We start from the raw sequence: 18,000 nt of genomic DNA on the forward strand, positions 1-18,000 counted from the left end.
AACGGCCCATCGTGAAACACGGCGTTCACACGAGCGTGTGAGGATCACGGCCATGGCGATCATCCTCGGCGACAACCAGTACGGCAAGGCGGAGTCCCGCCTGGTGCGCATCGTGCGCGACTCCCCCCGGCACGAGATCCGCGACCTCAACGTGACGACCGCGCTCCGCGGCCCGTTCGAGGCCGCCCACCTCGCCGGCGACCAGTCGTCCGTGCTGCCCACCGACACGCAGAAGAACACCGCCTTCGCGTTCGCCAAGTCCCACGGCGTGCAGTCGGTGGAGGGCTTCGGCCTCGACCTGGCGCGCCACTTCGTCGCCGACGTGGGCCCCGTCGTGGGCGCGCGGGTCGAGATCGAGGAGTTCGCGTGGGCCCGGGCCGTCGTCGACGGCGTCGAGCACGACCACACCTGGCTGCGCACGGGGCAGGAGGTCCGCACGGCCGCCGTCACGGTCGACGCCGACGACGAGCACGTCGTGGCCGGCCTGAAGGAGCTCGTGCTGCTCAAGTCGACCGGGTCGGAGTTCGCCGGGTTCCTCACCGACGAGTTCACCACCCTGCCCGAGACCCACGACCGCGTGATGGCGACGGCGCTCGACGCGAAGTGGCGGCTCTCCGGCGCGGCGGCGGCCGACCCCGACCGCGACTGGGACGCCCTGTACGCCTCGGTCAAGACGCTGATGGTGCGCGAGTTCGCCACCCTCCAGTCGCTGGCGCTCCAGCAGACGCTCTGGCACATGGGCAAGGCGGTGCTCGAGGCCCACCCCGAGATCGCGGAGATCCGCCTCAAGGCCCCCAACAAGCACCACTTCGCCTACGACCTCGACCGCTTCGGCCTGTCGAACGACAACGAGGTGTTCTGGGCCGCCGATCGGCCCTACGGTCTGATCGAGGCCACCCTCACGCGCGACGACGCCGCCCCCGCGGGCGACGCCTGGCGGGCGTCGGCCGGGCTCGCCTGAGCCCCGTCGCCGTGGCCACCCGACCCGCACCGCCCGCCGCCCCCGCGGCACCCGACCGAGCAGGAGGCGCCGTGAGCGCAGAGAGCACCACACCCGTCACCCGAGCGACCGCCACCGAGGCCGACGACGCCCGCTGGCTCGCCCGCACCATCGAGCTCGCGGTCGAGAACGTCGCCGCCGGCGGGGGGCCGTTCGGCGCGCTGATCGTGCGCGACGGCGAGCTCGTGGCCGAGGGCCAGAACCGCGTCACGGCGAACCTCGACCCGACCGCGCACGCCGAGGTCACGGCGATCCGCGCGGCGTGCCAGGTCGTCGGCGACTTCTCGCTCGCCGGCGCGACGCTCTACACGTCGTGCGAGCCGTGCCCGCTCTGCCTCTCGGCGTCGCTCTGGGCACGGGTCGACCGCGTGGTCTACGCCGCCGACCGCCACGACGCGGCCCGGGGCGGCTTCGACGACCTCGAGTTCTACGAGCTGTTCGGCCGCGACCGCTCCACCTGGGATCTCCCGGTCGTCGCCGCGCGCCCCGACGACGCCGCGGCGCCGTTCGAGGCCTGGCTCGCCCACGACCACCGCACCGACTACTGAGCACCGTGCGAGGTCCCGTCACCGCCGGGGACGCCCAGCCCGCGGTCGCCCAGGCCGCGGTCGCCCAGGCCGGCGGGTCAGCTGCCGCGGTACGTCGTGAAGGCGAACGGGCTCAGCAGCAGCGGCACGTGGTGGTGGGCCGACGCGTCGGCGAGCTGGAACTCCAGCACGACGCGCGGCCAGAAGGAGTGGCGGCCCGCGGCCTCGAAGTACGCTGCGGTGTGGAACGTGAGCCGGTAGACCCCCGCGACCAGCGCCTCCGGCCCGAGGTCCGCGACGCGACCGTCGGCGTCGGTGACGCCCTGGCCGAGCAGCGTGCCCGCCTCGTCGGAGAGGTCGACGGCGACGCCGGCGGCCGGGCGGCCGAGCGCCGCGTCGAGCACGTGCGTCGTGACGTGGCTCACGCGGCGGGCTCCCGCGGCGACGCGGTCTCGCTGGTGCGGCCGGTCTCGGCCGTCGCGGCGGCGAACATCTGGCGCAGCCGCAGCGCGGCGATCTCGACCAGCTGCTCGCCCACGACCTGCTTCTCGGTCTCGTCGTCGAGCTTCAGCCGACGCTCGAGCTCGTCGACGATCTCGGCGCGGCTGCGCCCCGCGGCGCGGATGAGGAAGACGCGGCCGAAGCGCTCCTCGTACGTGGCGTTGCCCTCGGCGAGCGCCTTGGCGAGCTGCGGGTCGTCGGTCTGCGCCGACGCCTCCTGCTCGCGCCGGCTGAACTCCTGCGCGGCGCCCTCGCCCGTCGGCGCCTCGCCGATGCGCGGGTGGTGCGCCATGGCCTCGTCGACCTCGGCCTCGCTGAGCGGGCTGCCCGCGGCCGTGGCGGCCCCGACCAGGGCGTCGACGTCGTCGAACGGCGCGGCCGCGGCCACCTCGTCGACCCAGCGCTGCACGGACAATGCGGTGGCCAGCCGCTCGCGCAGCTCGCTCTCGGGGAGGTCGATCATGGTCGCCACTGTACTGACCGCGACCGGGGGGCGGGTGCCGTCGTGGACCTGATCACCGTGCGCGAGGTGCGCACCCCGACGACGCGGGCCGAGGTCCGCTTCGGCCCCGGCGAGCTGCCCCTCGGCGGCGGCACCTGGCTGTACTCCGAGCCGCAGCCGGGGCTGACCGGCCTCGTCGACCTGACCACCCTGGGCTGGGCCCCGCTCGAGGTCGTCGGCGACGTGCTGAGCATCGCGGCCACGTGCACGCTGGCCGAGCTGACGCGGCTGCCGGCGGAGCCCGGCTGGACGGCGCACCCGCTCGTGCGCCAGTGCGCCGAGAGCCTGCTCGCCTCGTTCAAGATCTGGAACACGGCGACGGTCGGCGGCAACGTCGCGACGAGCCTGCCCGCCGGCGCGATGACGTCGCTGCTCAGCACCGTCGACGCCGTGGCCGTCGTCTGGACCCCCGACGGCGGCGAGCGCCGCGAGCCCGTGGTCGAGCTCGTCACGGGCGTGCGCGAGAACACCCTGCGCCACGGCGAGGTGCTGCGGTCGCTCGAGGTGCCCCTCGGGTCGCTGCGCTCGCGCACCGGGTTCCGCCGCGTCGCCCTGAGCCCCCTGGGCCGCTCGGGAACGCTCGTCACGAGCCGCACGGCGCCCGACGGCGAGTGGGTGCTCACCGTCACGGCGGGCACGACGCGCCCCGAGCAGCTGCGCTTCGACGAGGTGCCCGGCGAACGGGCCCTCGCCGACGCGCTCGCCCGCGTCGACACCTGGTACGACGACCCGCACGGCGCCCCCGACTGGCGACGGCACGTCAGCGCCCTCTTCGCGCACGAGCTGCGGGCCGAGGCGCTGTCGCCCGCCCCGACGCCGCCCGCGCGGCCCTTCGTCCACCGACCGGGCCCGGCCCGGTCGACCGGCACCCCGACCCGAGGAGGCACGGCGTGAGCACCCCAGGAGCAGCCAGCGGCGGCGGCGTGACCGGCCCGGCGACCGCCAGCGAGGCGGCCGTGCCGAGCCGCGCCTCCGGCAGGACCGTCTCGTTCGAGGTCGACGGGCGACAGCTCGACGCGCCGGTGGCGCCCGGCCAGGTGCTGCGCACGGTGCTCCGCGAGGCCGGCGTGCACGCGGTGAAGAAGGGCTGCGACGCGGGCGACTGCGGAGCCTGCTCGGTGCTCGTCGACGGCGAGCCCGTGCACTCGTGCATCTGGCCGGCGCACCGCCTCGACGGCCGCGCCGTCACCACGGCCGCCGGCCTCGGCACGGTCGAGCACCCGCACCCCGTGCAGCAGGCCTTCGTCGACGCCGCGGGCTTCCAGTGCGGCTTCTGCACCGCGGGCATGGTCGTGACCGCGTCGACCCTCACCGAGGCCGACCACGACGACCTGCCCCGGCTGCTCAAGGGCAACCTCTGCCGCTGCACCGGCTACCGGGCGATCGGCGACGCGATCTGCGGCGTCGCCAACACGACGACGCCGGCCGCGGGCACGGCCGTCGGCCAGTCGACGACGGCCCCGGCCGCCCTCCGGGTCGTGACCGGCGGCGAGGAGTACACCCTCGACTTCCGCTCGCCGACGAAGCTGCTGCACCTCGCCGTGCTCGGCAGCCCCCACCCGCACGCGCGCGTCGTGTCGATCGACGTCTCGGCCGCCGAGGCCATGCCGGGCGTGCACGCCGTCCTCACGCACCACGACTCCCCCGCGACGCTGTTCTCCACCGGCCGCCACGAAGACCGCGAGGACGACCCCGACGACTCGCTCGTGATCGACCCCGTGCTGCGGTTCCGCGGCCAGCGCGTCGCGGCCGTCGTCGCCGAGTCGGTGCGCGAGGCGCGTCTCGCCCTCGACGCCGTCGTCGTCGAGTACGAGCTGCTGCCCGCCGTCTTCGACCCCGAGCAGGCCCGGCGCCCCGGAGCCCCGCTGCTGCACGGCGAGAAGACGAGCGAGGTCTCGCGCATCGCCTTCCCCGAGCGCAACACCGTGGCCGCGATGCACGGCGAGACGGGCGACGTCGAGGCCGCGCTCGCCGCCGCCGACGTCACCGTCGAGGGCACCTGGCGCACGCAGCGGGTCAGCCACGCGGCGCTCGAGACGCACGCCACGCGGGGCTGGCTCGACGACGACGGGCGCCTCGTGCTCCGCACCTCGAGCCAGGTGCCCTTCCTCGTCCGGGACGAGGTGGCCCACGTCTTCGGCCTGCCGCAGGAGTCCGTCCGGGTCTTCACCAAGCGGGTCGGCGGCGGGTTCGGCGGCAAGCAGGAGCTCTTGACCGAGGACCTCGTGACGCTCGCCGTGCTGCGCACCGGCCGGGCCGTGCAGTACGAGATGAGCCGCGACGACGAGTTCACGGTCGTGCCGACCCGGCACCCGATGTGCGTGCGCGTGCGGCTCGGGGCCACCCGCGACGGCGTGCTCACGGCGATGCACGTCGACCAGCTGATGGACACGGGCGCCTACGGCAACCACGGCATCGGGGTCATGTACCACTCGGTGCACGAGTCGACCTCCGTGTACCGCTGCGAGAACAAGCGGGTCGACGCCGAGAGCGTCTACACGAACAACCTGCCGTCGGGGGCGTTCCGCGGCTACGGCCTCGGCCAGGTCGTCTTCGGCGTCGAGTCGGCGATGGACGAGCTGGCCCGCGAGCTCGGCCTCGACCCGTTCGAGCTGCGCCGCCGCAACGTCGTCGTGCCGGGCGACCCGATGGTCGTCACCGACCCCGACGAGGAGACGGACCTGCTCTACGGCAGCTACGGCCTCGACCAGTGCCTCGACCTCGTCGAGCGGGCCCTGGCGACCCCGAGCGACGACCCCGCGGTGGCCGCCGCCGACGTCGTGCCCGAGGGCGCGAGCTGGAGCGTCGGCACCGGCATGGCCCTCGCGATGATCGCGACCATGCCGCCCCGCGGCCACTTCGCCGACACGTCGGTCGCGCTGCGGCCCGACGGCGGGTACGACGTGGCCGTCGGCACGGCCGAGTTCGGCAACGGCACGACCACGGTGCACGGCCAGCTGGTCGCGACCGTGCTGGGCACCACGCCCGACCGCGTGACGATCCGGCAGAGCGACACCGACGTGGCGCGGTACGACACCGGCGCCTTCGGGTCGGCCGGGGTCGTCGTGGCCGGCAAGGCACTGCTCGCCGCGGCGCAGAAGCTGCGGGCCGCGATGGTGGACCGGGCGCTCGACCTCACCGGAGGCGCGGCGTCGGTCGTCGACGGAGGCCCGCTGCCCGAGGTGGTGACCGGGGGCGTCGTCGTGACCCGCGCCTCCCGCACCCCCGGGGGCGGCCCCGAGCACGTCGTCGTCGACGCCGGGCAGCTGCTCGCCGCCGGTCCGCTCTCGGCCGACGGCAGCCACGACGGCACGCCGCGCTCGGTCGCGTTCAACGTGCACGCGTTCCGCGTCGCCGTCGACCGGTCGACCGGAGAGGTGCGCATGCTGCGCTCGATCCAGGCGGCCGACGCCGGCACCGTGCTGAACCCCGAGCAGCTGCGCGGGCAGGTCGAGGGCGGCACCGCGCAGGCGATCGGCACGGCGCTCTACGAGGAGGTCCTGCTCGACGAGGAGGGGCGGGTCACCACGACCGCGCTCCGCAACTACCGCGTGCCCAAGTTCTCGGACGTGCCGCGCACCGAGGTGCTCTTCGCGGCGACCCACGACGACCTCGGTCCGCTCGGCGCGAAGTCGATGAGCGAGGCGCCGTACAACCCGGTCGCCCCGGCGCTCGCGAACGCGATCCGGGACGCCCTGGGCGTGCGGCCGCACGAGCTGCCCATGTCGCGCGACCGGCTCTGGCGGCTCGCGCGGGGGTGAGCGGGGCTGACCGGCCGGGCGTGGCCGGGCGCGGCCGGGGGTGAGCGCGCGCGGCCGCTGGCCTACAGTACGGAGCACCATGCGCATCGCCCTCGCCCAGATCATCAGCACCGCCGACCCGGCCGCGAACCTCCGGGAGGTGGAGCGCGTCGCCGAGCTCGCCGCGGCCGACGGCGCCGAGCTCGTCGTCTTCCCCGAGGCGACGCTCTGCGCCTTCGGCGGCGCCGACCTCGGCACGGTCGCCGAGCCGCTCGACGGCCCCTGGGCGTCGTCGGTGCGGGGCCTCGCCGCCCGGCTCGGCACGACGCTGGTCGTCGGCACGTTCACGCCCGGCGACGACGGCCGGGTGCGCAACACCCTGCTGGTCGCGGGGCCCACGCCCGGTGACGGGGCCCACTACGACAAGGTGCACGTCTTCGACGCCTTCGGCTACGCCGAGTCGGAGTCGGTGCAGCCGGGCGACCGGGCCGTCACCGTGCGGGTGGCGGGCGAGACCGTCGGGCTGGCCACCTGCTACGACGTGCGCTTCCCCGCGCTGTTCCTCGCGACGGCCGCGGCGGGGGCACGCGTCAGCCTCGTCTGCGCGTCGTGGGGCGCAGGCCCCGGCAAGGTCGAGCAGTGGCGGCTGCTGACCCGGGCCCGGGCCGTCGACACGACCACCGTCGTCGTGGCCGTGGGCCAGGGCGACCCCGCGACGCAGGGCGTCGAGCCCTCGGGCGGGGCGCCCACCGGGGTCGGGCACAGCGTCGTCGTGTCGCCGCTCGGCGAGGTTCTCGTCGAGCTCGGCGCAGCGGCCGAGCTCCGCGTCGTCGACGTCGACCTCGCCCAGGTCGACGCCGCCCGCGGGTCGCTGCCCGTGCTGGCGAACCAGCGCTTCGCGGTCGCGAGCGGGCCGCAGGGCTGACCCGCGCCTCCGGACCGGCCCGTCGCTCGGCGGTTCGAGAGCGCCCTCGGGGCCTCGAGGAGGGTCCGCCGTCACCGCTGATCCACTCCAGAGTGGATCAGCGGTAGGCATGGGTGCTTCCCGGGAGACGGGACCCGCAGGTCGGCCGCGGCAGCGCCAGCTCTGGCCGCTCTGGCCGCGCTCCGGCGCCCTGACCCGCTACGGCGCGCTGGGCGACTCGACGACGAGCTCGCCGCTGACGATGCTCGCGCGCACCGCGTCGAGCTCGGCCTGCAGCTCGGCGGGGACCGACGAGGCGAGGTCGTGGAACGGCGCGATGTCGACGCCGCCGTTGTCGAGCGTGCCGACGTAGGGCTCCGCCGTGAACGAGTCGTCGGTCGACGAGACGGCGATCTGCTGCACGGCCTGCTCCGTGTCCTTGATCACCGAGGTGAGCATGATCGGCCGGTACTCCTCGGGGAGCGTGTCGTAGCCGTCGTTGTCGACCCAGATCACCGAGACGCCGCCCGCGTCGAGGGCCGCGGAGGCGGCGCCCTCGCCGACCTGCCCGGCCACCGGCATGATCACGTCGGCGCCCTGGTCGATCAGCGCCTGCGCCAGCTGCTTGCCCTTGTTGACGTCCTCGAAGTCGCCGGTGAACGAGCCGTCCTGCGCCTCCTTCGACCAGCCGAGCAGCTCGACCGCGGTGCCGTGCGCGGCGTTGTAGGCGTCGACGCCGTCCGAGAAGCCGTCCATGAACAGCGTCACGGGAGGCTGGTTGCCGCCGCCGAAGGTCGCCACCGCGCCGGTCTTGCTGACCCCGGCCGCGAGGTAGCCCGCGAGGTACGAGGCCTGCGCCGTGTCGAAGAGGATGGGCTTGACGTTCTCGCCCTCGACGCTCTCGTCGACGATCGCGAAGTCGATGTCGGGGTTCGCGGCGGCCTGCTCCTGCGTCGCCGCGGCGAGCTCGTAGCCGACCGTCAGCACGAAGCCGCAGCCCGAGCCCACGGCCTGCTCGACGTTGGGGGCCAGGTCGGTCTCGCTCGTCGACACGAGCACCTTCGCGTCGATGCCGTCCTCGGCCTGGGCCGCCTGGAGGCCCGCCCAGCTCGACTGGTTGAACGACCGGTCGTCGAGGCCGCCCGAGTTCGTGACCATGCGGGCGCAGTGCGTGCTGTCGGTCGCGGCGACGTCGTCGCTCGGCGCGGTCGCGCAGGCGCTGAGCAGCACGAGGGCCGACAGGCCGACGACGCCCCCGAGGAGGCGCGAGGGGCGACGAGCGGACGACGCGCGGGCCGGGGCGGCGGGGCGGACGGCGGCGGGGCTGCCGGTGCGGGCGGGGCGGACTGACACGACGGGGAGACCTCCGGGCTGGGGGATGCTGCAGGGGTGAGCAGCATCATGGCACCAATCGGCCGCCGTGCCGCCTCCGTGACGCCGACGCGCGCGCCCGCGAGGGCGGGGCGTGACGTCAGCGCGCCCCGCCGACCCGGTGCACCAGCATCGCCAGGTCGACCCGCCCCTCCACCTCGAGCTTCTCGTAGACGTGGCCGACGTGCGTCTTCACCGTCGCGAGCGTGATGAAGAGGTCGGCCGCGACCTGCGCGTTCGTGAGGCCGCGCGCCACCGCCCGGGCGACCTCCGCCTCCCGCTCGGTCAGCCGCTCGAAGCGCTCGACCTCGCCGACCACTACGGCGGCGTCCACGCCGGTGCCGGCGACCGGGCCCGCGCCCTGCCCCGCTCCCCCGCCGCGCCCGGCCGCGACCTCGATCACCCGGTCGAGCACCGACGGCGAGAGCGTCGACCGCCCCTCGGCGGCCGCGTGCACGGCGGCGACCAGCTCGGCCGGCGGCGTGTCCTTGAGCACGAAGCCGCGGGCACCGCTCCGCAGCGCCCCGAGCACCATGTCGTCGGCGTCGAAGGTCGTCAGCACGAGCACCGCGAGGTCGGGCCGTCGCCGTAGCTCGCGGGCGGTGGCGTCGAGGCCGTTGCAGCGCGGCATGCGGATGTCCATCAGCACGACGTCGGGCCGGGTGCGGGCGATGACGGCCTCGGCGGCCAGGCCGTCCTCCGCCTGGCCCACCACCTCGATGGCCGGGTCGCCGCCGAGGAGCAGCAGCAGGCCCTCGCGCACCAGGCGCTCGTCGTCGACCACGACGACGCGCACGGGGGCCGGCCCCGGGGAGTCGCGGGTCACCTCGTCCACGGCAGCCGCGCCTCCACGGTGAACCGGCCGTCGGCGTGCTCGACGGTCAGCGAGCCGCCCGCCAGCCGGGCCCGCTCCTCCAGGCCCGTCAGGCCGTGGCCCCGCCCGGGAACGCGGAGGCCGTCGCCGCCGAGGCCGTCGCTGCCGAGGCCGTCGGCGCCCCCCGCCGTGCTCGTGGTCGGGTTCTCGACCCGCACCCGCAGCTCGCGCCCCGGGCGCCCCGAGAGGCCGACCGTCACCGGCTGCCCCGGTGCGTGACGGCGCGCGTTCGTGAGGCACTCCTGCACGACGCGGAAGGCGTGCCGCGAGGTCGACGTCGGCAGCGCCTCCAGCCCCCGGCGCGTGTCGTCGTCGACCCGAAGCGTCACGGGCGAGCCGGCCGCCCGGGCCTCGTCGAGCAGGCCGTCGAGGCCCGCCAGCGTCGGCTGCGGCGGCACGGCCGCGGCGCTGGCGGCGGCGGCGACGTCGGAGTCGGGGTCGGCGTCGTGGTCGGCGTCGGGCCCGTCGCCCCCGCGCGCCCCGTCGCGCAGCACGCCGAGCACCTCGCGCAGCTCGGTGAGCGCCGCCCGGGCGTTGTCGCGGATGACCCCGGCCGTCGCCCGGGTCTCGGCCTCGCCGAGCCCCTCGCGGTACTCGAGCGCCCCGGCGTGCAGCGCCACGAGCGAGAGCCGGTGGGCGAGCACGTCGTGCATCTCGCGGGCGATCCGGGTGCGCTCGTGGTCGCGGGCCTGGGCGAGGCGCAGCGACTGCTCCTCCTCGGCGAGGCGGGCCCGCTCGCGGAGCGAGCGCAGCAGCTCGCGGCGGCCCCCGACGTAGAGGCCCACGGCGACGAGGAGGGCGACGACGAGCGCCGAGACCGCGACCAGCTGCCAGAGGGGCGTCGCCGCGGAGGCCTGCGTGACGATGCGGTCGCCGAGCACCGACGCCCCGACGAAGACGACCGACACGAGACCGATCTCGACCGGGCGACGACGGGTCGCCAGCGAGACGGTGGCGAGCACCGCGGCGCCGATGCCGAGCGCGGAGGCCCCGCAGAGCGCCACCGCGACGAGGGCCACCACCAGGGGCGCGTGCCGCCGGAAGGGCACGAGCACGAGGGCGGCCGACCCGAGCACGAGGTCGAGCAGCACCAGCAGCGTGAAGCGGGGCTCGCCGAGGTCCTCGGACACCGCGGGGTCCGAGAACCAGACGACCACGAAGAGCAGGAGGCCGACGACCGCGGCCACGACCCAGCGCCAGGTCTCCGACCAGAGGCGCGCCGCGGCGCCCGGGCGGTCGTCGTCGACCGGGCGGCCGACGTCGGCGGGGCTCAGGGGCGGGCTCGCGGGGCGTGCTGTCGCGGTCATGCGGCGAGCCTACGGAGCGGCCCGCGGGCCCCGGATCGACCGAAGGTCGGAGATCCCGGCCCCGCGCCCGTGCCGGTGCCCGGCGTCATCCGGTGTTCTGCAGCCCCGCGGCGATCCCGTTGACGGTGAGCAGGAGGAGGCGGTGGTCGGCGTCGGCCGGGTCCTTCTCGACCGCGCGGCGGATGCCCCGCAGCGCCCGCAGCTGCAGCAGCGACAGCGCGTCGACGTACGGGCTTCGGAGGCGCACCGAGCGCTTGAGCACCGGTCGCCCCTCGAGCACCTCGGCGTGGCCGCTGACGCGGAGCACCCACTCGCGGGTCAGCGCCATCTCGGCGAGCACCCGGTCGGCGAGGTCGGTGCGCTCGGCCAGGCCGAGGTACTCGCGGGCGATGTGGTCGTCGGTCTTGGCGAACGACAGCTCGACGTTCTTGATCATCGTCGTGAAGAGCGGCCACGACGCGTACGCCTCGCGCAGCAGCTCGACGTCTCCCACCGCGGCGAGGGCGGAGCCGAGGCCGTACCAGCCGGCGAGGTTGATGCGCGCCTGGGTCCAGGCGAACACCCACGGGATCGCCCGCAGGTCCTCCAGCGACTCGACCGAGAGGCCGCGCCGCGCGGGGCGGGAGCCGAGCGCGAGCAGGCCCACCTCCTCCATCGGGGTGACCGTGGCGAACCACTGGGCGAAGCCGTCCGCCTTGACGAGGCCGAAGAAGGCGTCCTTCGAGGCGGCGTCCATCGCGCTCGCGAGCGGGGCGAAGCGCTCCGCCGCGGCGGCGTTGCGCGCGGCCGTGGCGGGGCTCGACGCCTGCAGGGTCGCGGCGGCCATCTGCTCGATGTGCCGCGCGGCGATGGTCTTGTTGCCGTAGTGCGCCAGGATCACCTCGCCCTGCTCCGTGATCTTGAACCGCCCCTCCACCGATCCGGGCGGCTGGGCCCGGACGGCCTCGTGGGCCGGCCCGCCGCCGCGGCCCATCGAGCCGCCGCGGCCGTGGAAGAGCGTCAGCACGATCCCGTTGCGCTCAGCCCACTCGGCGATGCGCGCCTGGGCGTCGTACAGCGCGAAGCTGGCGCTGACCGGCCCGACGTCCTTCGACGAGTCGGAGTAGCCGAGCATGACCTCGAGCCGACGGCCGTTCGCGGCGAGGCGACGCTGCACGGGCTCGGTCTGCAGGGCCTCCTCGAGGATGCGCGTCGACGCCTCGAGGTCCGCGAACGTCTCGAAGAGCGGGATGACGTCGAGCACGGGCGCCGCCTCGGCCGAGCCGAGCGCGAGCTCGGCCAGCTCGACGACGTTCGCGAGGTCGGCCGACGACTGCGTGAACGAGACGATGTAGCGGGAGGCGGCCTGGCGCCCGAAGCGCTGCTGCAGCTCGGCGACCACGCGGAACACCTCCAGCACCTCGACGGTGGTGGGGCTGAGCTCGCCGCCGGCCCGCGCCTCCTCGAGGGCGTTCCGGTGCACCTGCGAGTGCTGGCGCACCTCGAGCTCGGCGAGGTGGAACCCGAAGGTCTCGACCTGCCACACGAGGTTCTGCAGCTCGCCGTTCGCGGCGCGGTCGGCCCCCGCGGCCCGGAGCGAGCGCTGCACGGTGCGGAGGTCGTCGAGCAGCTCGTCGGGGCGGCCGTAGGCGAGGGGCTCCTGGCCGAGGCGGGTCGCCTCGAGGCGGGCCGCGACGAAGAGCAGCACGCGGCGGTGGCTCTCGTTCGGCGAGCGGATGCCGATGCGCGAGGCGACGTCGGGCTCGAGCTGCCGCTGCTGCTCGGCGAGCGCCACGAGGCCCTCGTCGCCGGGGGTGTCGGCCTCGTCGAGGGTGAGGGTGCTGCCGATGCGCGTGGTCGCGCGCTGCAGGCCGATCAGCACGTGCTCGGAGGCGATCTCGGCCGCGGCCCGCGTGACCTCGGCGGTGACGTGCGGGTTGCCGTCGCGGTCGCCGCCGATCCAGCTGCTGAGGCGCATGAAGGCGGGGGCGCGCACCGGCTCGCGACCGGCGCCGTCGCCCTGGAGGCGGTCGTCGAGCAGGCGGTAGACCGTCGGCACGACCTCGAAGAGCGTCTGGTCGAAGACGTTCATCGCGGTGCGGACCTCGTCGAGCGGGGTCGGGCGCGTCGTGCGGAGCGGCGACGTGCGCCACAGCGTGTCGATCTCCTCCAGGAGGCGGCGCTGCGTCTCGGCGCCGGTCACCTCGTTGGCGGAGATGTCGCGCTCGGCGAGCAGGTCGCTGATGCGGCGGATGGTCGACGCGACGGCGCGGCGGCGGGCCTCCGTCGGGTGCGCCGTGAAGACGGGCTGGAAGCGCAGCTCGGCGAGGCGCCGCGACGCCTCGTCGGCGCCGAGCTCGTCGACCAGCCGCTCGACGGCGGCCGGCAGGGAGTCGGGGCCCGAGCCGCGGCGCGTCAGCACGCGCACGCGGTGGTGCTCCTCCGCGAGGTTGCTGAGGTGGAAGTAGCAGGTGAAGGCCCGGGCGACCTGCTCGGCGCGCTCGTGGTCGAGCGACTCGACGAGGTCGCGGGCACGGGCCCTGGCCACCTCGTCGGTGTCGCCCTCGTACGCGCCGATCACGGCGGCGCGGAGGGCCTCGACGTCGGCGAGCAGCTCGGGGCCGCCGGCCTCGGTGAGCACGCGCCCGAGGAGGCTGCCGAGGAAGCTCACGTCGGCGCGGAGGGCCGCGTCGACCTCGCCCCGGACGTCGTCGCGGGAGGTGCCGTCAGGGCGTCGGGGGGTCTCGGTGTCCGTCACGCGACCATTCTGTGGCACGCGGGCGGAGTGTGACGAACATCGGGGGCCCCGGGGTCGCCCTAGGGTGGCGGCATGACCCCCGAGCCCTCTGCGAAGACCGTCCAGCTGCGCCGCTACGACCTGGTGCCGGGGGTGCTCGACGACTTCCTGGCGTGGTTCCACGCCGAGATCGTGCCCGTGCGCACCGCGCAGGGCTTCACGGTCGAGTTCGCGTACGCCGACCGCGAGGCCGAGCAGTTCACCTGGGCGGTCAGCGTGCCCGGCGACGCCGCCGCGTTCACCGCCCTCGAGCAGACGTACCTCGCCAGCGAGGGCCGGGCCGCGGCGTTCGCCGGCCAGCCGACCCGCGTCGCCGTCTCGCACGTGCGCCTGGTCGAGACCGTCGTCGAGGCCGGCAGCCGCCCGTAGCCGCGCCCGCCCCGCGCCCGCCCCGCGCCCGCCCCGCGCCCGCGCCCGCCCCGCGCCCGCCCCGTCCTCACCCCGAGCGAACCACCGACTGATCGAAGAACCATCGCGAAGCGTGGTTCTTTGATCAGTCGGTGGTTCGCCGGGGACGAGGCTGCGGGGGGGGCAGCGCCGGGGCGTCAGGCGGCGGAGACGCCGACCATCGCCGCGCTGCGCTCCCACAGGCCGCGCGAGAGCTCGCGGTCGCCGGCCTGCGCCGCGACGCGGCCGGGGGCCTTCAGGCGGTCGAAGTAGTTGCCGCTCGGGGCGGGCACCGACGCCGCGGCCGCGAGCCGGACGAGGGGCTCGGCGCCCTGCTCGGTGCTGATCGCGAGGTTCTTGGCGAGGCTGACGACGGGGCCGCCGCCGCCGAAGCTCGAGGCGACGAAGCCGGGGTGGAAGGCGAAGGCGTCGACCGCGGTGCCGCGGAGGCGGCGCGCCAGCTCGCGCGTGAAGAGCACGTTCGCGAGCTTCGACGTGCCGTACGCCCGCATGCCGCCGAGCCAGGCGCCGCGCGAGCTGTCGAGGTCGTCGAGGTCGACGCGGCCCATCAGGTTGCCGGCGCTCGACGTCTGGACGATGCGGACGGCGCCCGGCGGGACGTCCTGCGCGGTCTCGGTGAGGCGCGGCAGCAGGATCGAGGTCAGCAGGAAGGCCGCGAGGTGGTTGCTCTGCAGCGTCGTCTCGAAGCCGTCGCCGGTGGTGCCGCGCTCGGGCATCAGGCCGCCGGCGTTGTTCGCCAGCACGTGGATGCGCGGGTGGTCGGCGAGCAGCTGCTCGCCGAGCGAGCGCACGGCGGCGAGGTCGGTGAAGTCGGCGAGGTAGGCCTGGCCGCCGACCTCGTCGGCGACGCGGCGGGTGCGCTCCGCGTTGCGCCCGACCACGGCGACGGTGGCGCCGAGGCCCGACAGGGCGACGGCCGCGGCGCGGCCGATGCCCGAGCTCGCGCCGGTGATCACGACCGTCCGGTCGTCGAGTCGGGCGGGGGCGGGCAGCGTGACGGTCATGCCGTGCACGATAGCCGCGCGCCCCCCGCCCCGCCTGGGTGCGGGAGGAGGGGCGCGGGGCGGAGCGCGGGAGGCGCGGTGCGGCTAGCGGCGGCGCTTCCGGTCGCGCCAGGCTCCGGTCGACCAGAGCGCCCAGGCGATCAGCAGCGGCTGGCCGAGCAGGCGCAGGCCGCGCTTGGTGTCGGTGTCGAGCCCGAACGCGTCGCGGTGGTGGATGAGCTGCGCGATGTTGCCGGGGAAGATCACCGTGAAGAAGATCGCGGCGACCCAGCCGACCGTGACGCGGCGGCCGCGGAGGGCGATCAGCGCGGCGCCGAGCGAGATCTCGGCGACGCCCGAGGCGAGCACCGTGACGTCCTCGCTGAGCGGGACGAACTCGGGCACCTGCGCACGGAAGTCCTCGCGGCCGAAGGTGAGGTGGCTGGTGCCGGCGAAGACCAGCGCGGAGCCGAGCAGCACCCGGCCGATCGTGCGGGGCACGGAGGTGCGGGGGAGCTTGCGCGAGGTCATGGTCGGTCCGTTCGGTCGGTGCGGGTGGAGTCGGGGTGCGGGTCGGTGTCGCCCACGGCGCCGTCGAGCGGGGCGACGGGCGCGCCCGTGGCGACGGCGGCGGCGGTGGCGGTCTCGCCGGCGGCGGACGTGGCGGCGGGCGCTCCTGCGGTGCGGCCCCGCGCCTCCGCCTCGAGCCGGTCGGCCTCCTCGCCGGTGACGGCCTCGCCGCGGGCGACCATGCCGGCCACGTCGCTGAGGGCGATCTGCGGCAGGAAGAGCGCGAGCACGAACGCCACGGCGATGAAAGGGATGAGGTAGGCGAAGACCGGGGCGAGCGCGTCGGCGTAGCCCTCGACGACCTGGCGACGGATCGCCTCGGGCAGCTCGTTCAGGGCCGCGGGGTCGAGGGTGGCCGTCGACTGCGCGGCGTCGCCCGCCGAGGCCCCGGCGCCGGTGAAGACGCTGGTGAGGTTCTCGGTGAGGCGGCTCGTGAAGAGCGCGCCGAAGATCGCGACGCCGAGCGCGGCGCCGACCTCGCGGAAGTAGTTGTTCGTGCTGGTCGCCGTGCCGACGTTCGCCGCGTCGACCGAGTTCTGCACGACGAGCACCACGACCTGCATGATGAGGCCGAGGCCCGCGCCGAAGACCAGCAGGAACACGCAGATCAGCCAGAGGGGCGTGTCGGCCGTGAGCGTCGTGAAGAGGGCCATCGCGATGCCGGTGAGCACCGTCCCGACGATGGGGAACATCTTGTAGCGACCGGTCTTGGTGATCAGGTTGCCCGAGATGATCGAGGTGCCGATGAGGCCCGCCATCATCGGCAGCAGCAGCAGGCCGGAGACCGCCGCGGAGGCGCCCGACGACATCTGCAGGAAGGTCGGCACGAACGCGATGGCCGAGAACATGCCGATCCCCAGCACGAAGCCGACGGCCGTGGCGAGCACGAACACGCGGTTGCGGAAGAACGAGAGCGGGATGATCGGGTCGTCGGCCCGCGACTCGACGAGCACGAAGAGGCTGACCGCGATGAGCACGCCGGCGCCCCACAGCCAGGTCTCGGGGGCGCCCCAGCCGTGGTCGGCCTGGCCACCGAACTCGGTGAAGAAGATGAGGCAGGTGGTGGCCGCCGAGAGCAGCACGACGCCGAGCCAGTCGACCTTCTTCGTGGCCTTCTTGCTGGGCAGGGTCAGGGCCATCCAGGCGATGACGAACGCGGCGACCCCGACGGGCACGTTGATGTAGAACGCCCACTGCCAGGTGAGGTGGTCGACGAAGAAGCCGCCGAGCAGGGGGCCGCCGATGGCGGAGAGGCCGAAGACGGCGCCGAGCGGGCCGAGGTATTTGCCGCGCTCGGAGGCGGGCACGATGTCGGCGATGATCGCCTGCGACAGGATCATCAGCCCGCCGCCGCCGAGGCCCTGGATCGCCCGGAAGACGACGAACATCCAGAAGTCGGTGGCGAAGGCGCAGCCGATGCTCGCGAGGGTGAAGATCGCGATGGCGACGAGGAAGAGGCTGCGCCGCCCGAGCACGTCGCCGAACTTGCCGTAGATCGGCATGACGATCGTCGTCGCGAGCAGGTAGGCCGTGGTGATCCAGGCCTGGTGCTCGACGCCGCCGAGCTCGCCGACGATGGTCGGCATGGCCGTCGAGACGATCGTCTGGTCGAGGCTCGACAGCAGCATGCCGGAGATCAGCGCGCCGAAGATGATCCAGATGCGCCTCTGGGTGAGCAGGAAGGGGGCGTCGGCCCGCTTCTCGGTGGTGGTCGTCATGCGGATCGAGGCGCCTCTCGGTCGGTCGTGGGGAGCGGGGGTGTCACGGGGGCGGCGTCGGCGGCCAGCAGCTCGCGGGCGAGCCGCAGCTGCTCGGTGAGCACCGCGTCGAAGCGCTGGGCCTGGTCGCCCTGAGCGGTGAAGAAGACGGCCATCGAGCGCTGCGCGAGGCCGGTCATCAGGGTCACGACGACGTCGACGCGGGGGTCGGAGACGTCGAGGCCCTCGTGCGCGGCCACGGCGGCGGCGATGCGCCGCTGCTGCTCGTCGCCCTGGCGCATCACGCTGCCGAGCAGGCGCGGCTCGCGGTCGAGCGCGGCCTTGAACTCGGCGGCGCGGGCGCGGGTGAGGCCGACGTGCTGGATCCGCTCGACGAGCATCGCCGACAGGTCGTCGAAGGTCGTGGCGAACGGCGGCAGCGCCGGGTCGCGGCGGGTCGCGGCGTAGGCCTCCAGCGGCTCGTCGTCGTCGTCGAGGGCGACGCCGACGACCACGTCGTCCTTCGACGCGAAGTGGTTGAAGAAGGTGCGGCGCGAGATGCCGACCGTCGTGCAGAGCTCGTCGATCGTGAAGCCGGCCAGGCCCTCCGCCGCGGTCAGGCGCCGGGCCTCGGCGACGAGCTCGGAGCGCACGCGCAGCCGCCGGAGCGCGGCCTTGCCGAGCGCCTCGGGGCCGCTCTCGATCGTGCTGTCGGTCACGGGTGCCTCCTCTCGGTCGTCGCGGTGCGGGCCGGCGACGTCGCCGAGGGCGCGGTGCCCGACGAGAAGAATTGCACCCTGGGGCGTAGAGTGCAACTCTCAGCAACTGAGAGATCGCCGA

The 18,000-nt window shown here is 74.9% G+C and carries 16 protein-coding genes; 6 read left to right on the forward strand and 10 right to left on the reverse strand.

All coding sequences use genetic code 11. From position 1 onward, the window contains the following. The first annotated feature begins 52 nt into the window (after positions 1-52). A complete protein-coding gene (gene pucL, locus IFT45_RS01975) occupies positions 53-961 on the forward strand; it encodes a factor-independent urate hydroxylase (RefSeq protein ID WP_185233547.1) in 909 nt (302 codons plus the stop codon). A gap of 71 nt (positions 962-1,032) precedes the next feature. Further along, positions 1,033-1,548, forward strand: a complete 516-nt coding sequence (locus IFT45_RS01980; RefSeq protein ID WP_185233549.1) for a nucleoside deaminase — start codon at positions 1,033-1,035, stop codon at positions 1,546-1,548. A 77-nt stretch (positions 1,549-1,625) separates the two neighbouring features. Here the strand turns inward: IFT45_RS01980 and uraH are convergent, their stop codons facing one another. Both uraH and uraD read right to left on the reverse strand, forming a co-directional pair. Next, entirely contained in the window at positions 1,626-1,952 is a 327-nt protein-coding gene (gene uraH / locus IFT45_RS01985; RefSeq protein WP_192126411.1) for a hydroxyisourate hydrolase, read from the reverse strand. After that, complete coding sequence (gene uraD / locus IFT45_RS01990) at positions 1,949-2,491, reverse strand: 2-oxo-4-hydroxy-4-carboxy-5-ureidoimidazoline decarboxylase (RefSeq protein WP_192046203.1); 543 nt, start codon at positions 2,489-2,491, stop codon at positions 1,949-1,951. Before uraD ends, uraH begins: the two co-directional genes overlap by 4 nt. A gap of 42 nt (positions 2,492-2,533) precedes the next feature. Here uraD and IFT45_RS01995 point away from each other — a divergent pair, with 42 nt between their 5' ends. The 3 genes from IFT45_RS01995 to IFT45_RS02005 all read left to right on the forward strand — a co-directional run bounded on the left by IFT45_RS01995 (position 2,534) and on the right by IFT45_RS02005 (position 7,195). Beyond that, entirely contained in the window at positions 2,534-3,424 is an 891-nt protein-coding gene (locus IFT45_RS01995; RefSeq protein ID WP_192126413.1) for an FAD binding domain-containing protein, read from the forward strand. A gap of 62 nt (positions 3,425-3,486) precedes the next feature. Next, positions 3,487-6,291: a molybdopterin cofactor-binding domain-containing protein gene (locus IFT45_RS02000; RefSeq protein WP_192126752.1), complete on the forward strand. Its 2,805-nt coding sequence runs from the start codon at positions 3,487-3,489 to the stop codon at positions 6,289-6,291. 79 nt (positions 6,292-6,370) lie between these two features. Further along, positions 6,371-7,195 (forward strand): carbon-nitrogen hydrolase family protein, encoded by an 825-nt coding sequence (locus tag IFT45_RS02005; RefSeq protein WP_192126415.1) that lies wholly within the window; start codon positions 6,371-6,373, stop codon positions 7,193-7,195. Between the two features lie 198 nt (positions 7,196-7,393). Here IFT45_RS02005 and IFT45_RS02010 read toward each other — a convergent pair whose 3' ends face one another. From IFT45_RS02010 to IFT45_RS02025, 4 genes are all read right to left on the reverse strand, one after another. Beyond that, positions 7,394-8,416, reverse strand: coding sequence for a BMP family protein (locus tag IFT45_RS02010; RefSeq protein ID WP_056058987.1), 1,023 nt, complete (start codon positions 8,414-8,416; stop codon positions 7,394-7,396). Between the two features lie 229 nt (positions 8,417-8,645). Beyond that, positions 8,646-9,380, reverse strand: coding sequence for a response regulator (locus tag IFT45_RS02015; RefSeq protein WP_371810848.1), 735 nt, complete (start codon positions 9,378-9,380; stop codon positions 8,646-8,648). Continuing rightward, complete coding sequence (locus tag IFT45_RS02020) at positions 9,368-10,726, reverse strand: sensor histidine kinase (protein ID WP_192126417.1); 1,359 nt, start codon at positions 10,724-10,726, stop codon at positions 9,368-9,370. Before IFT45_RS02020 ends, IFT45_RS02015 begins: the two co-directional genes overlap by 13 nt. An 85-nt stretch (positions 10,727-10,811) precedes the next feature. Beyond that, a complete protein-coding gene (locus IFT45_RS02025) occupies positions 10,812-13,463 on the reverse strand; it encodes a phosphoenolpyruvate carboxylase (RefSeq protein WP_056056867.1) in 2,652 nt (883 codons plus the stop codon). A gap of 72 nt (positions 13,464-13,535) precedes the next feature. On the opposite strand from IFT45_RS02025, the gene IFT45_RS02030 reads away from it, so the two are divergent. Continuing rightward, positions 13,536-13,871, forward strand: a complete 336-nt coding sequence (locus IFT45_RS02030) for a hypothetical protein (protein ID WP_185233569.1) — start codon at positions 13,536-13,538, stop codon at positions 13,869-13,871. A 176-nt stretch (positions 13,872-14,047) separates the two neighbouring features. Here IFT45_RS02030 and IFT45_RS02035 read toward each other — a convergent pair whose 3' ends face one another. From IFT45_RS02035 to IFT45_RS02050, 4 genes are all read right to left on the reverse strand, one after another. Next, positions 14,048-14,914 (reverse strand): SDR family NAD(P)-dependent oxidoreductase, encoded by an 867-nt coding sequence (locus IFT45_RS02035; protein WP_192126419.1) that lies wholly within the window; start codon positions 14,912-14,914, stop codon positions 14,048-14,050. An 84-nt stretch (positions 14,915-14,998) separates the two neighbouring features. Then, the gene (locus tag IFT45_RS02040) at positions 14,999-15,424 is read right to left on the reverse strand and encodes a DoxX family membrane protein (RefSeq protein ID WP_056056874.1); all 426 of its coding nucleotides are present in this window, start codon (positions 15,422-15,424) and stop codon (positions 14,999-15,001) included. Beyond that, complete coding sequence (locus tag IFT45_RS02045) at positions 15,421-17,181, reverse strand: MDR family MFS transporter (RefSeq protein WP_192126421.1); 1,761 nt, start codon at positions 17,179-17,181, stop codon at positions 15,421-15,423. Before IFT45_RS02045 ends, IFT45_RS02040 begins: the two co-directional genes overlap by 4 nt. Further along, positions 17,178-17,879 carry a TetR/AcrR family transcriptional regulator gene (locus tag IFT45_RS02050; protein WP_371810849.1) on the reverse strand — a complete coding sequence of 234 codons (702 nt, stop codon included), beginning with the start codon at positions 17,877-17,879 and terminating at the stop codon, positions 17,178-17,180. The genes IFT45_RS02045 and IFT45_RS02050 overlap by 4 nt, the downstream gene beginning before the upstream one ends. Between the last annotated feature and the right edge of the window lie 121 nt (positions 17,880-18,000).

The sequence above is a fragment of the Frigoribacterium sp. CFBP 13707 genome (genome assembly GCF_014842245.1).
In the GTDB taxonomy this organism is placed as follows: Bacteria; Actinomycetota; Actinomycetes; order Actinomycetales; family Microbacteriaceae; genus Frigoribacterium; species Frigoribacterium endophyticum.